This window comes from Azospirillum sp. BE72, from assembly GCF_031455875.1.
Taxonomy (GTDB): Bacteria; Pseudomonadota; Alphaproteobacteria; order Azospirillales; family Azospirillaceae; genus Azospirillum.
On record NZ_JAVDTO010000004.1, the window covers coordinates 162,619 to 176,649 of the forward strand.

The following is a 14,031-nucleotide window of genomic DNA, read 5'->3' on the forward strand; positions in this document are numbered from 1 at the left end:
GGTGACGGACGCGCCGGGACGGCGGGTCAGTGCCGGGCGTCGCCCCCCATGAGTTCCGGAAAGACCGACGCCCGTTCGGCCAGCGTCGCCAGCGGGATGTGGCAGGCGATGCGGTGGCCGTCGGCCGTCTCATGGACGGGCGGGGCCTGTTCGTCGCAGACCGCCCCCAGCTTGCGCGGGCAGCGGGCGGCGAAGGCGCAGCCCCGGCCGCCGGGGGCGGCGGCGGCATCCTCCAGAAGGATCCGCGGCGTCTCCTGCCCGTCCTCCGCCAGCCGGGGCACGGCGGACAGCAGCGCCTCGGTATAGGGATGGTAGGGCGGGCGGAGCACGCTGGCGATCGGGCCTTCCTCGCAGATGGTGCCGCCATAGACGACCAGCACGCGGTCGGCGATATGCGACACCACGGCGATGTCATGGGTGATGAACAGGTAGGACAGGCCCATTTCGTCGCGCAGTTCGGCCAGCAGGTTCAGGATGTTGGCCTGCACCGACACGTCGAGCGCCGACACCGCCTCGTCGCAGACGACGAAGTCCGGATCGGTGGCGAGCGCGCGGGCGATGTTGACGCGCTGGCGTTCGCCGCCGCTCAGCTCATGCGGGTAGCGGTCGGCGTAGGCGGCCGGCAGCCCGACGCGGGTCAGCAGGCCGGCGATGGTCCGGCCCCGCTCCTCCGCGTCGCCTTTGCCGGCCAGCACCAGCGGCCGATCCATCGCCGCACCCACGGTCTTGCGCGGGTTCAGCGAGGCGGCGGAGTTCTGGAAGACCAGCTGGGCACGGCGGCGCAGCTCCTGGTCGCCGCGCCTGACCCGCTCCGTCAGGTCGGCGCCGTCGAACAGCACGGTGCCGGCGCTGGGTTCGGTCAGCGCCAGCAGGGCACGGCCGATGGTGCTCTTGCCGCTGCCGCTTTCGCCGACCACCCCCACCACCTCGCCGCGGCCGATGGTGAAGGACACATCCTCCACCGCCACGGTGCCGGCGCGGCGCAGCCAGGGCAGGATGGAGCGGTTCGCGCCGTAGACCTTGCGCAGATGGTCCACCTCGACCAGCGGACCGGACCGCTGCGGCAGCGCCCTGGACGGGCGGGCGGCGCCGGCATCCTCGTCCGGCCACGGCGTGCCGGCCAGGGCGTCGGCCTTCCAGCAGCGCACGCCGTCCCCGGCCTCGTCCATCCGCATCGTCTGCGGCAGGCTGCGGCAGGTCTCTTCGGCGAAGGGGCAGCGGGGGGCGAAGACGCAGGCGGTGACCGCGCCGCTCAGCTTGGCGACCGTCCCGGGGATGGAGGGCAGGCGGTGGCGCCGACCCGCGGTGATGCGGGGCAGGGCAGCGACCAGCCCCTTCGCATAGGGATGGGCCGGGCGGGACAGCACGCGGCCGGTCCGCCCCGTCTCCACCACCACCCCGCCATAGAGCACGGTGACGGTTTCGCAGATCCGGTTGACGATGCCGAGATTGTGGGAAACGAACAGCGCGCTCAGCCGGTGGCTGTCGCACAGCTTCGCCAGCAGGTCGATGATGCGGGCCTCCACCGTCACGTCCAGCGCGGTGGTCGGCTCATCCAGGATCAGCAGCTTCGGTTCGCAGCCGAGAGCGGTGGCGATCAGCGCCCGCTGCTGCATTCCGCCCGACAGCTCGTGCGGGTAGGAGGCGGCGACCCGGCGGGGATCGCGGATGCCGACCTCGGCCAGCAGGTCCTCCACCCGGACCGCTGCCTGCCGGGATGAGAAGCCCTTGTGCTGGATCAGCGGCTCGGCGATCTGCCGGCCGACGGTCAGCGCCGGGTTCAGGGAGGTGAAGGGGTCCTGGAAAACGGCGGCGATCCTGTCGCCGCGCAGCGCCCGGCGCTCGGCCGCCGGCAGCCGGCGGAGGTCGACGCCGTCGAACAGGATCTCGCCCGAATCCACCCGTCCCCCGCCGCCCAGCAGGTCGAGGATCGCCATGGCGATCGTGCTCTTGCCCGATCCGGATTCGCCGACCAATCCCATCACTTCGCCGGGACGGATGGCGAAGCTGACGTCGCTGGCCGCGCGCAGCGTGCCGCGGGCATTGCCGTAGCTGATGGTCAGGCCGCGGATGTCCAGCAGAGGCTCTGGCTCGGGCGTCGTCGCCGGGGCGATCACCGGCGGCACGGCCGGACGCGCTTGCGGAGCGGTCATCATCTCAGTGCGCTCCCGTGTTGCGGGGGTCGAGCAGGGCACGCAGCCCGTCGCCCAGCAGGTTGATGCCGATCACCGCGATGGCCAGGGCGAAACCGGGGCACAGCGCGATCCACGGCGCCTGTTCCACGAAGGGGCGCGCCTCGCTGATCATCAGGCCCCAGTCGGAGGAGGGCGGCTGCGCCCCCATGCCGATGAAGCTGAGCGAGGCGCCGAGCAGGATGGCGAAGACCACGCGCAGGCTGGCCTCCACCGCCAGCGGCGGCCAGATGTTCGGCAGGATTTCGTGGAACAGGATGTAGGTCGCGCTCTCTCCGCGCAGGCGGGCGGCGGTGATGAACTCCTCCTGCATCAGTTCCAGCGTGATGGCGCGGGTCAGGCGCACCACCTGCGGCACATAGACGATGCCGATGGCGGCGATGGCCTTCCACTGAGCCGGCGGGGTGACGGCCAGCACCAGAATGCCCAGCAGGATCGGCGGGAAGGACATCAGCACGTCCATGGCGCGCATGATCGCCTCGCCGACGCGCCCGCCCTTGTAGCCGGCGACCAGTCCCAGCGGCACGCCGGCCAGCAGGCTCAGCGCTGTTGCGGCGACGCCCATCACCAGCGAGCTGCCGGTGCCGACCAGGGTGCGGCTGAACACGTCGCGGCCGAACTCGTCGGTGCCGAACCAGAAATCGGCGCCCGGCGGCTGCAGCCGGCTCAGGATGTTCATCTCGTCGTAAGGGTAGGGCGCGAGCCAGGAGCCGGCGACGGCCGCCACCACCAGCGGGGCCAGCAGGACGATGCCGACGATCAGCGAGCCGGGCAGCGCGGACATGCGCAGGCGCCGCGGGGCCGGTCGGATGGAAGTCGCGTCGGTCATGTCAGGAGGCCCTCATGCCGTGGCGGATCTTCGGGTTCACGAAGGCGTAGAGCAGGTCGGCGGTCAGGTTGGCGAGGCAATAGGCGGCGGACACGATCAGGATGGTCGCCTGGATCAGCGGCAGGTCATGGCGCTGGATGGCGAACAGCAGCAGCCGTCCCATGCCGGGATAGGAGAAGATCGTCTCGATCACCACCACGCCGCCCAGGATCAGGCCGAAATCGATGGCCAGCACCGTGATCGTCGGCAAAAGCGCGTTCTTCAGCGCGTGGCGCAGGATCACCACCGATTCCGGCATGCCCTTGGCGCGGGCGAACTTCACGTAGTTGGTCTGCAGAACGTCGATCATGCTGGAGCGGGTCAGCCGGGCGATGCGGGCCAGCAGCATCAGCACCAGCGTGACGACCGGCAGCACCAGATGGGCGGCCCAGGGCAGGAAACCCTCGGCGATCGGGGTATAGCCGCCGGTGGGCAGCAGTTTCAGGTAGCTGCCGAAGATCAGGACCAGCACGATAGCCCAGAAGAAGTCGGGGACCGCGATGCCGAGATAGGAGATCCCGGAAACCACCTGGTCGGTCAGCTTGCCGCGCCGCACCGCCGCCAGCACGCCGAGCGCGATGCCGACCACCGCCACCACCGCCAGCGCCACGACGGCCAGCACCAGCGACCGCGCCAGCGCCTCCATCAGGATAGGGCCGATCGGCTGTTCCAGCACCAGCGAGCGGCCGAGGTCGCCCTGCAGGATGCCGGCGGCCCAGCGGCCGTACTGGACGATCAGCGGCTGGTCGAGCCCCAGCTTGACCGCGATGGCGTCCACGACCTCCTTGGAGGCGAACTGGCCGGCGATCATCGAGGCGACGTCGCCCGGCATCGCCTGGGTCACCAGGAAGATCAGGACCGACATGACCACCAGGATCAGCGCCAGGGAGGCGAGCCGGGTCAGGATGTAGGCGAACATGGCTGCATTCCCGTCGGAAAGAGGAGGGGACCGGCGGCGGCGGGCGCGGCCGGTCCCCGGTTCGGCCTCAATCGACCGACACGTTGCGCAGGTCGAGGAACATCATCGGGTGCGACTGGAACCCCTTGACCTTGGCGTTCAACCCGTTGATGTGGTTGATGACGTAGGGAATGACGCCCGGCGAATCCTCCACCGCCAGCGCCTGGACCTGGGTGTAGAGCGACTTGGCCTCATCCTCGCTCTTGGCCTGGCGGGCGCCGTCCAGCAGCGTGTCCATCTTCGGGTTGGAATAGCTCCACAGCGCGGTGTTCCACGACCCGCGCGAATGGTACCAGGGGTAGACGGACGTATCGATGGTCGGGCGGCTGAAGAAGCCGTCGATGTAGAAGCCGGCCTTGCCCTCGATGTCCTTCAGGAAGACGTCGAAGGGCACGCGCTGCACGTTGACGGTGATGCCGGCCGGCTTCAGCAGCTCGCGCACGGCAAGGCCGAGCCGTTCGCGGGTGGCGCGGCCGGCGGGCGTGTGCAGCGTGACCTCGAACCCGTTGGGATATCCCGCTTCGGCCAGCAGCTTCTTCGCGCCCGCCGGATCGCCCTTGGCGATCTTCAGGTCCTTGTTGAAGAAGGGGTGGCTGGGCGGGATCGGCGAATGGGTCGGCGTGCCGTTGCCGAACAGCGCGATCTGGGTGATGGTCTGCTTGTCGAGCGCCATCGCCACCGCCTTGCGCACGCGCGGATCGTCGAAGGGCTTAACCGTGTTGTTCATGATGACGCCGTCCCAGGTGGATGTCGGGACGGAATCGACCTTCAGCTTCGTGTCGGCCTTGACCTTCTCGATGGCCTCCAGCGGCAGGTTCCACACCAGATCCAGCTCGCCGGTGGTCAGCGCCGCCACCTGGGCCGCGGATTCCGGCAGGATGCGCACCACCACCTCGTCCAGCTTCGGCAGCCCCGGTTCGAAGTAGTTGGCGTTGCGCTTCAGGACGACGCGGTCGCCGGGGGCGAAGGACACGAACTCGAACGGGCCGGTGCCGACCGGCTTGGTGGCCAGCGTGTCGACGGCATCGCGCGGAACGATGCGCGCCTGCCGCTCGCCGAACAGCTCGGCGAAGCCTGCATAGGGGCTCTTCAACTGGAACTGGACGGTCGCCGGGTCCAGCGCCTTCATCGACTCCACGATCTCGAAATTGACGCGGGCGGTGGAGCCGGTCGCCTTGTCCTGGATGCGGGCGATGGTGGCGACGACGTCCTCGGCCTCCAGGTCGCGGCCGTTGTGGAACTTCACGCCCTTGCGCAGATGGAAGGTCCAGGTCTTCAGATCGTCGCTGTGCTCCCAGCGTTCGGCCAGATCGGGTTTCACCGTCATGTCATGGCCGATGATCGTCAGGCCGTTGAAGATCAGGTAGGCGGCGACATACTCCTGCCCGCCCTTCATCTTGGCGGGATCGAGCGTGTTCAGGTTGGAGTCCACCGAGACCTTGAGCGTGCCCGCGGCCTGGACCGACATCGCCGTTCCGGACAGGAGGATCGCCGAGAGCACGGCCCGTGCCACCAAACGTCGCATCATCATGAAAGCCCCTCTGTTTTCCGGTCCTTGCGGTGGACCTTGGTTTCCGCTCGATCCAAACGGTGTCACAAGGCTGCGGCAGGAGGAAAGGGCGGCGGAAGGGCGGCCGATCGGGCAAAATTCTGCCCAAATGTTGCGCAAGCGAGCCGTGCGGACGGTTTTTGTGCAGCGCACGCGCCGGAAAGTTGCTGGAAATCCTGCGTTTTTTGCCGATTGTTCGGCATCGCAGCCTGATCGGAAAACAGGCGGTCACGGACACGCCAGCGGCGGATCATGACCGTTTTTCATCGGGATCATGAATCGTCGCCATGGTGCGGAGCTGAAGCAGGCTCGAAAGGTCCGTTTCGAGTTCAAGGTTCTGCAATTTCAAATGGAGGCGCTCCGCTCCCTCCGCCCCGACCGCAAGGGCGGCGCAGCTTTTGAACTTGGCGGCATGCTCCGCTGCCGACAGCGGGCGGGCCACCGTGCCGCGCGCCGACGGGCAGAAGCGGGTGATCCGCTCCCCCGCCACCGTTTCGACGGTCACCTCCGCGCCCTCCGGCGCAAGCCGCGCACGGTCGGCGTCGGCGTTCCAGTCCGGATCGGCCGCCATGGCGACGCGCCCCATCGCCGCACCCAGCGCCGGATCCGTCAGCATGGCCCGGCTCAGATGCTCCAGCGCCAGGGTGCCGTGCAGCATCACGCAGGCAACGGCGAAATGCAGGCTGAAGCGGGCCTCTCCCGCCGTCGCCGGGCGGTCATAGGTCAGGTTGGCCGCCACCACCGGCGGAACACGGCAGTGGACGGCCGCGATGTCGGTGGCGCCGAGCCCCCGCTCCGCCATCAGGTCGCGCAGCGCGTCCATGGCGGCATGGGCGGACAGGCAGACCGGGTAGAGCTTGGTGTCGATGCCGGGATCGAGAAGACGCCAGCGCCTTCCGAGCGACTCCAGCGCCGCCCGCTCGAACCGGTCCTCCGCCACCAGCCGGGCGAAGCCGCGCGGATCCTCCACGACGCCATGCGGGACGGTGAGGCCGCGCGCGGCAAGGCGGGCGGCACGCACCCCGTTCGCCGCCGCCTGTGCGGCAAGCAGCGGCTTGGCTCCGGTGCCGAAACAGGCGCGCATGCCACCGGTCCCGCAGAGCGCGAAGGCGACGGCATCGGCGGCCGAAATTCCGTCCAGTCCCAGAGCCTTGGCCGTCGCCGCCGCGGCGCCGACCGTGCCGAACAGGGCGGTGGTCCACCAGCCGGCATGGTAGACGCCGTTGCCGACCGCCTCCGCCAGGGCATATTGCGCCTCGGCACCAGCCACCACGGCGGTGAGCAGGTCGCTGCCCGTGCCGCCGGCCATGTCGGTCGCCGCCAGCGCCGTCGGCACCAGGATGGCGGACCCATGGACGAAGCCGGCATAGCTGTTGTCGTCGAAATCCAGCGCATGGGCGGCGGCGGCATTCGCGAACGCGGCTCCCTCCATGCACAGGCGTCCGCCCGCCAGAAGCGGCGCCGGACCAGGGGCGTAGGTGTCGCGCGCGACATCGGCGGCCAGCACCGCGGCCTCCGTACCCGCGCCGGCCAGCGCCACACCCAGCGTATCGACGATGCAGGACAGTGCGACGGCTGCCGCCGGTTCCGGGATGTCGGCCCGCCGCAAGCCCGCCACCCAATCGCCGATGCGACGGGCCGCCGGGGTGGGAAGGGCAGGAGGGTCAGGGGGCGTCGTCATGGATGGAGCTCCGGCAGGGGATCGATATCCCTGCGAGGCTGCCGCGGAAGCGCGCGCACCGGTCAGATGAAGAAATTTATTTCATGATCGGCATGAATGCCGTTCATGGCGACTCTGTTCACAAGCCCTATACATAAGATAGTATGCAGATCGCTGTCCGAACCTGCCGGCCACCGGGAGCCTGATCGAAGCCCCATGCATCACCGAGACTTCGACCTTGGATCCCTTGAGGTGTTCGTCGCCGTGGCCGAATTGGGAAGCATGACGGGCGCCGCCCGCAGGCTTGGACTGACCCAGTCGGCCGTTTCGCATGTCGTGCGTCAACTGGAAACCGCCTTCGCCAGCCAGTTGCTGGACCGCAGCATCCGGCCGATGGCCTTGACCGCCGCCGGCCAAAGGCTTTGGCATTGGAGCAACCGCATCCTGACCGATGCGCGGCAATTGCCGGCCGCCATCGGCGGGGCCGACGCGTCCTTCATGCCGGAACTGCGCATCGGCTGCATCGACACGCTGGCGGCCCCCTTCATCCCGCGGCTGCTGCAACGGCTGCGCGACAGCGTGCCGTCCTTCAGTATCGCATCCGGCCTGTGCGGACAATTGCGCGAGCAGTTCCTCGCCCGCCGGCTGGACGTGCTGTTCACCATCGACAGTTTCGACGACATGGACCAGGTCGACAGCCTGCGCCTGCTTGTCGAACCCTTCGTGCTGCTGCTGCCGCGCAACTGGCCCGACGTCGCGGACGAGGCCGCCCTGCGGACCCTGTCGCGGACGCTGCCGCTGATCCGCAGCACGACGGACAGTGCGCTGGGCCGGCTGGTGGACCAGCATCTGCGGCGGCTGGGCATGGAGGTGCCGCGCAGCTTCGCCTTCGACGCCACGGATACGGTGATGGCCATGGTGGCGGAGGAGATGGGGTGGAGCCTGCTTCCGCCCACCGCCCTGGTGAAGAGCCGCCAGCACCTCGGCCATATCCGCGTTCTGCCGCTGCCCACCTCGGGATTCCGCCGGTCCATCCATCTGGTGACCCGGAAGGGCGAGTTGGGCGGGTTGCCGGAAGGCATCCACAAGGCCGGGCGGGCGGTGATCCGGCAGGGCTATTTCACCGAGGTCTTCGCCAATTCGCCCTGGCTCAAGCCGATGATCGGCCGCTAGCGGTCCCGATTCCGGCTGCCGCTCCCGACGCGCAAGATTTTCGGCGGCTTCAGCGGATTATTCCGGGCGCCCGCGCGTAATCAAGGAAACGAACGATCGAAACGAGCGTCGCCATTCGGTGGCGCGAGATGACCGGATCGAGCCATCCGAACCGCGGAGGCCACCATGACCTATCCCCGCTGGGCCACCGGCCTTGCCATCACCGTGATCGCCGCCATCGGCGTCCTGCTGGCGCTGGACTGGGTTACCGACGAGCGGCTCGGGGCCTGGGCGCCCTATTCCATCGGGGTCGCGCTGATCCTGCTGATGCTTCTGTCGTTCGGCGCCATGCCGCGGGCGGCTGCGACCCGTGCATCACGGCGCCGCAACGGCGGGGAACTTTGAAAGCGGAGGGACATCATGAGCCTGCACACCGATCCCGACGAGCGCACCGGCCTCTTCGCCGAGGGATTCGAAACCTATGTCGCGCGCGAACATTGGGCGCCGATCCTCACCCAGGCGCTTCTCTATGGAACCACCCTGGTGGTCGTCGCGCTCATGCTGGGCCTGCCGGTCCTGAACGCGCTGGCACTGGTGCATGTGGTGGCCTCCGTGTCCGGCTTCTTCGGCGGCCTGCTGGCGATGCGGCTGGACGAGATGGAGCCTGGACCGGCCGCGGTGGTCATCGCGCGGCGGAGCCTTGCGGCGCTGCTGGTGTCGGGAACCGCGCTGCTCCTCGTGCCCTTCGCGCAGTGAGGCAGATTCCGCATTGGCCGGGGAGATCAAAACGCCGGAGGATTAAAATGGCCTGCCGCGCGAACACATAGAAGAAGCCCCATCCATGGAGCGACGATGTGACGTTCAGCCTGCGAAGCCAGTTGTCGGATCACGTCCGCACATTGCGCCGCTACGCGATGACCCTGGTGCGCAACCGGGACGACGCGGAGGATCTTGTGCAGGAGACGCTGGTGCGGGCCATCGCCGGTGCCAGGACCTATCGGCCGGAGGCCAGCCTGCGCTCCTGGCTGTTCGGTATCCTGCACAACGTCCATGTCAGCGACCGGCGCCGCGATCAGGTGCGGACCCGTGCGGCGGCGTCCATCGAACCGCTCGTCCGCAGCGACATCGCCCCCAATCAACCCGACCAGGTCGAGCTTGCCCGGACCATGGAGGCCTTCGCCCGGCTTCCCGAGGACCAGCGGCGGGCGCTCATGCTGGTCGCGGTCGACGGGATGAGCTACCAGGAGGCCGCCGGGATTCTCGGTATTCCGCTTGGAACGCTGATGTCGCGCCTTGCGCGTGGGCGGGAGGCCCTGCGCGCCGATGTGCGCGGGGATGGAGGCCGTGGGGATGACGGCCGGCCGGCCCCTTTGCGGGTGGTGAAGTAAGCCATGATGGGGAACGGGATGAACGGTGAGTGGCAAACCGACCTGCACGCCTACATCGACGGCGAACTCGATGCCGAGCGCCGGTTGGCGTTCGAAGCGTTCCTCGCCTCCAACCCGGCGGCCGCCGCCCGGCTGCACGACTATCTCCATCAGAGGGAGATCCTGCGGCACGGCTTTGCGCGGATGGCCGGCGATCCTCCCCAACACACGGAAAGCCTGACCGGTCGCCTGTATGGCCGCTTGCGCATGGAGCGCACCATCCGGCGCTTCGGCCCGCTCGCGGCGGCGGTCCTGCTGCTGGTGGGCGGCGCCAACATCGCGGCCCTGGTCCATCACCAGCAGAAAACGGCCACTTACGCGGTGCCGGAATTCGCGGAGGAAGCCGCCGAGATGCACGCGACGGCCGTCAGCCAAAGCCTGGCATTCTCGGACCTGTCCCCGGTGGATCTGAATGCCATGGCAGAGGGGATTCCCCACCGCCTCGGCGCGATCACGGTCAACCTGCCGGCCTTGGACCCGAACCTGCTGACGCTGGTGCGGGCGACCCCGGTGCCGTTGAGCAGCGGCGTCGGCCTGCAGTTCGTCTACCGCGAGAGGGACGGCGAGATGCTGACTCTTCTGGTCGTCGCCGAGGATCCGATCGACGACAGGGGCCTGCACGCCGTCGAACAGCGCGGGCTTCAGCTGGTCTATTGGCGCAACGGTGCCACCGCCTACACGCTTGCGGGCAGCCGGTCGGACGGCGACCTTCTCGTGGTTGCCAAGAAGATGGCCGACAGCGTGAGACGGTCCTGATCGAAATCGGGCGAGGCGAAGCCTTTCAACGCGACAGTGTGGCCCGGGCCACAGCGGGCGTACGGCCGGTCGCGGCAGGATGAGGGTCTTAACGGCCCTGGTCCTTGCGTGAAGGAAATGCCCGATGTGCAGACTTGCCGCCATCCCCCTGCTCCTGACCCTCCTCGCGGCGATTCCGGCCGCCGTCCAGCCGGCCTCGGCGTTCGAGGTGCAGTCCGGTGGCATTCCGCTGCCGGCCGCAGCGACCCTGATCCCGGCGCACCGTGCCGGCACTGCATCGCCGCCCGCCGGCGTTGCCTTTCCACCCTGGATGGGCGGCGGTCGGACGGGGGCGGAAGCCATGGCCGCCGGGTTGCCGGGGATGAGGAGCGCCGGGGCGCTGCCCCAGGGCCGGGCAACGGGGGCGGGTGCCCCTGACCGCGCGGCGATGAACGAACAGCTGTTCGGAATCAGGCGCTGACCGGTGCCGACCGCGCGCATTGCACGTCTCGCACCCCCATTTCCGGAATTGCCGCAAGTATGGGGAAGCCGGCCGCGATTTTCGGCCAATTCGGAAGCAGGCTGCGCTGAACCGGTGCGGTTTCAACGGGATGGGATTACCCAAGAATTCGGGGGGACCCTGCTTCCCGGACGAAGACTAAGATGCAGGTCATCAGACAAAGGGCAATGAAGAAAACAGGGGGAAATCATGCTGCGGACTGCCGTCATCGCAGTCGGCGCCCTGCTGCTTCTGCCGCTGTTTCTGGCTGGGCAGGGAATGGCCGACCGGGCGAAAGCGCCCGACGACGCGCGTGCCTACATCCTGTGGCCGTCCAACGCGACGGTCATCAATGGCGGAAAGTTCTGGGTGCGCATGGGGCTCCAGAACATGGGGGTGGCGCCGGCCGGCATCAGCCATGCCGACACCGGGCACCATCACCTGCTGATCGACACCGACCTGTCGAACCCGGACGAGCCGATCCCCAACGACAAGCAGCACCTGCATTTCGGCGCCGGCCAGACCGAAGCGCGGCTGGAGCTGCCGCCGGGAACCCACACGCTGCAGATGGTGCTGGGCGACGCCGACCACATTCCGCACAACCCGCCGGTGATGTCGGAGAAGGTGACCATCACCGTCCGCTGACCGGCCCCGGCCGGCTGATATCCGCCGGTTCATGTTCGTCAGGGAGGGCACCATGAAGACTGGATTGTCCGTGCTTGCGGCCGGCCCCGGTCCGCACGCCGCTTTGAAACTGGCGCTGTGGGGGGTGCTGTCGGTTGCGCCGCTGTCGGTCGCGCCATTGATCGTGATGGCGAGCCCCGTGGCTGCGGCCGAGGCGTCTCCCGACCAGAAGGCCGAGCGAAGCCCCGCGACCGCGGAGCAGGCGCAGCCGGCCGCGCCGCGGACGCCCGGCCGCAAGGAGGCATGGCTCTACATCGGCTGGCCCAACAACGGCGAGGTGGTGGGAACGCGGTTCAAGGTGTGGTTCGGCCTGCGGAATTTCGGCGTCGCGCCGGCCGGCGTGCGCAAGGACGGCACCGGGCACCACCATCTGCTGATCGACACCGACCTGAAGGCCCTCGACGAGCCGATCCCCAGCGACAAGCAGCACCTGCATTTCGGCAAGGGCCAGACCGAAACCATCCTGGAACTGCCGCCGGGGCGGCACACGCTGCAGTTGGTCCTGGCCGACGCCGACCATGTGCCGCACGACCCGCCGATCATGTCGAAGAAGATCACCGTCACCGTCCGTGCCGACCGCGGCCAGCAACTGTCGGCACGGTGACGGCCAAAGCCGGAGAACCGGACCCGGCCCCGGCCCTGAATGCCCCAACCCACAGGAGACAGCGCCGATGAGCATGGTCCGGTTCCTTGGTTCGCTCGGGGTTTCCGCCGGCCTGACGCTGGCGCTGGGCGGCTGTTTCACCTCCGGCGAGATGGCCCGCGTGGTGCAGCAGCCGAAGACACCCGCCGTCCGCACCATCAGCAGCTTCAGCGAGGCGCTGCGCTGCATGGACACGCTGCTGTGGACCCACGGCAAGCGCGACATCTACATCACCGCCAACGGCCTGCCCGACGCCACCGGCCGGGTGGCCGGCGGCACGAAGGAGATGCTGATCACCGCCGTCTCCCGCATGTCGGAGACGTCCAGCGCCTTCCGCTTCGTGGATTTCGAACCGGCGCTGGACGACGTCAACGCGCTCTACTGGATGATCGGGGTGCAGCCGAACTTCCGCGCGCCCTCCTACTACATCCGCGGCGCCATCACCCAGCTGGACGACAATGTGGTCAGCGAGGCGGCGGGGGCGGGACTGTCGTTGCCGAAGCTGGACCTCGGCGTGTCGGCCGATCAGGTGGTGTCGATGGTCTCCGTCGACCTCAATGTCGGGGAACTGGTGACCCGGCAGATCATCCCCGGCATGTCGGCGTCCAACACGCTGGCCGTGGTGTCGTCGGGGCGCGGGGCGGATGCCGGCGGGGTGATCGGCAAGGCCGGACTGTCCTTCAACATCTCGCTGAACCGGTCGGAGGGGCTGCACCAGGGCGTGCGCACGCTGGTCGAACTCAGCACCATCGAGGTGCTGGGCAAGCTGACCCGCGTGCCCTATTGGCAATGCCTGGGCATCGACCAGACCAACCCGGCCTTCATGGCGGAGGCACGCGGCTGGTTCGACGGCATGGCACCGGCGGAGCGCGTCACCTTCACCCAGCGGGCGCTGTCGGCGCAGGGCTATTACGACGGGCCGGTCAACGGGCAGCTCGACCAGCGGACCGCCGAGGCCGTCGGCCGCTTCCAGGCGGACAACGACCTGATCGCCACCGGCCGCATCGACTTCGACCTCTACCAGCGCCTGCTCGCCAAGCCGCCCGGTCAGGGCGGCCAAGGCGGAGCACTGCCGGCCCGGCTGCAGAGCGTCAGCAACGCCGGGGGCGAGGGGCTGCCGCGTCCCCAGCCGTCGCCGGCCAAACTCGACCTGTTGCTTTCGTCGGACCGCGGCCCGGCACCGCGCTATCGCGCCGGGGAGGCGCTGGTGGTGCGGATGCAGCCGACGGCGGACGGCTTCGTCTACTGCTATTACCGCGACGCCGCCGGCACGGTTTCCCGCATCTTCCCCAACCGCTTCCAGCCCGACGCCTTCGTCGAGGCCGGCCGGCAGGTGGAAATCCCGCCCGGCGTGCAGAAGCCCTTCAATCTGCGGATGGATCGTGCGGGCGCGGAAGAGACGGTGGCCTGCATCCTGTCGCATGACGAGATCGGCTTGCGGATCCCGGAAGCGCTCAAGAGCGAGGATCTGCAGCCCATCCCCGGCACGGCGCTGGATGACGTGATCAACGCCTTCGCGACGGCCAAGGGGAGCGACGCCCGCGCCAAGCGGCTGTCGGTGAAGGTGCTGCCGGGCACGCTGGCGCAGGACGGGTAGGCCCGTTCTCTCCGGAAAACCGCCACCGACTGTTGGCCGGCTCACAGCGCGGGGGAGGGGGTGGCGA

Annotated in this window: 15 protein-coding genes; 9 read left to right on the forward strand and 6 right to left on the reverse strand. The window is 68.8% G+C overall.

Features of this window, described 5'->3' with window-relative positions:
* Positions 1 to 26: 26 nt before the first annotated feature.
* The 6 genes from J2Y49_RS15140 to J2Y49_RS15165 all read right to left on the reverse strand — a co-directional run bounded on the left by J2Y49_RS15140 (position 27) and on the right by J2Y49_RS15165 (position 7,248).
* Positions 27 to 2,156 (reverse strand): ABC transporter ATP-binding protein, encoded by a 2,130-nt coding sequence (locus J2Y49_RS15140; RefSeq protein ID WP_310115688.1) that lies wholly within the window; start codon positions 2,154 to 2,156, stop codon positions 27 to 29.
* Position 2,157: 1 nt separating this feature from the next.
* Positions 2,158 to 3,021: an ABC transporter permease gene (locus tag J2Y49_RS15145; RefSeq protein ID WP_310115689.1), complete on the reverse strand. Its 864-nt coding sequence runs from the start codon at positions 3,019 to 3,021 to the stop codon at positions 2,158 to 2,160.
* 1 nt (position 3,022) lies between these two features.
* The gene (locus J2Y49_RS15150) at positions 3,023 to 3,979 is read right to left on the reverse strand and encodes an ABC transporter permease (RefSeq protein WP_310115690.1); all 957 of its coding nucleotides are present in this window, start codon (positions 3,977 to 3,979) and stop codon (positions 3,023 to 3,025) included.
* A 67-nt stretch (positions 3,980 to 4,046) separates the two neighbouring features.
* A complete protein-coding gene (locus J2Y49_RS15155; protein WP_310115691.1) occupies positions 4,047 to 5,549 on the reverse strand; it encodes an ABC transporter substrate-binding protein in 1,503 nt (500 codons plus the stop codon).
* A gap of 62 nt (positions 5,550 to 5,611) precedes the next feature.
* Positions 5,612 to 5,821 carry a hypothetical protein gene (locus J2Y49_RS15160; protein ID WP_310115692.1) on the reverse strand — a complete coding sequence of 70 codons (210 nt, stop codon included), beginning with the start codon at positions 5,819 to 5,821 and terminating at the stop codon, positions 5,612 to 5,614.
* Complete coding sequence (locus J2Y49_RS15165) at positions 5,818 to 7,248, reverse strand: MmgE/PrpD family protein (protein WP_310115693.1); 1,431 nt, start codon at positions 7,246 to 7,248, stop codon at positions 5,818 to 5,820. Before J2Y49_RS15165 ends, J2Y49_RS15160 begins: the two co-directional genes overlap by 4 nt.
* Positions 7,249 to 7,443: 195 nt before the next feature.
* Here J2Y49_RS15165 and J2Y49_RS15170 point away from each other — a divergent pair, with 195 nt between their 5' ends.
* From J2Y49_RS15170 to J2Y49_RS15210, 9 genes are all read left to right on the forward strand, one after another.
* On the forward strand, positions 7,444 to 8,400 hold the full coding sequence (locus J2Y49_RS15170) for a LysR family transcriptional regulator (protein WP_310115695.1): 957 nt from the start codon (positions 7,444 to 7,446) through the stop codon (positions 8,398 to 8,400).
* 165 nt (positions 8,401 to 8,565) lie between these two features.
* Positions 8,566 to 8,784 carry a hypothetical protein gene (locus J2Y49_RS15175; RefSeq protein WP_310115696.1) on the forward strand — a complete coding sequence of 73 codons (219 nt, stop codon included), beginning with the start codon at positions 8,566 to 8,568 and terminating at the stop codon, positions 8,782 to 8,784.
* Between the two features lie 15 nt (positions 8,785 to 8,799).
* Positions 8,800 to 9,135, forward strand: a complete 336-nt coding sequence (locus J2Y49_RS15180; protein WP_310115697.1) for a hypothetical protein — start codon at positions 8,800 to 8,802, stop codon at positions 9,133 to 9,135.
* Between the two features lie 98 nt (positions 9,136 to 9,233).
* Positions 9,234 to 9,767, forward strand: a complete 534-nt coding sequence (locus J2Y49_RS15185) for a sigma-70 family RNA polymerase sigma factor (RefSeq protein ID WP_310115698.1) — start codon at positions 9,234 to 9,236, stop codon at positions 9,765 to 9,767.
* A gap of 18 nt (positions 9,768 to 9,785) precedes the next feature.
* Positions 9,786 to 10,562: an anti-sigma factor gene (locus tag J2Y49_RS15190; RefSeq protein ID WP_310115699.1), complete on the forward strand. Its 777-nt coding sequence runs from the start codon at positions 9,786 to 9,788 to the stop codon at positions 10,560 to 10,562.
* Between the two features lie 124 nt (positions 10,563 to 10,686).
* A complete protein-coding gene (locus J2Y49_RS15195; RefSeq protein WP_310115700.1) occupies positions 10,687 to 11,022 on the forward strand; it encodes a hypothetical protein in 336 nt (111 codons plus the stop codon).
* A gap of 228 nt (positions 11,023 to 11,250) precedes the next feature.
* Positions 11,251 to 11,685, forward strand: a complete 435-nt coding sequence (locus J2Y49_RS15200) for a DUF4399 domain-containing protein (protein ID WP_310115701.1) — start codon at positions 11,251 to 11,253, stop codon at positions 11,683 to 11,685.
* Between the two features lie 52 nt (positions 11,686 to 11,737).
* Positions 11,738 to 12,328 (forward strand): DUF4399 domain-containing protein, encoded by a 591-nt coding sequence (locus J2Y49_RS15205; RefSeq protein WP_310115702.1) that lies wholly within the window; start codon positions 11,738 to 11,740, stop codon positions 12,326 to 12,328.
* A gap of 67 nt (positions 12,329 to 12,395) precedes the next feature.
* Positions 12,396 to 13,964, forward strand: a complete 1,569-nt coding sequence (locus tag J2Y49_RS15210) for a DUF4384 domain-containing protein (protein ID WP_310115703.1) — start codon at positions 12,396 to 12,398, stop codon at positions 13,962 to 13,964.
* The last annotated feature ends 67 nt before the right edge of the window (positions 13,965 to 14,031 follow it).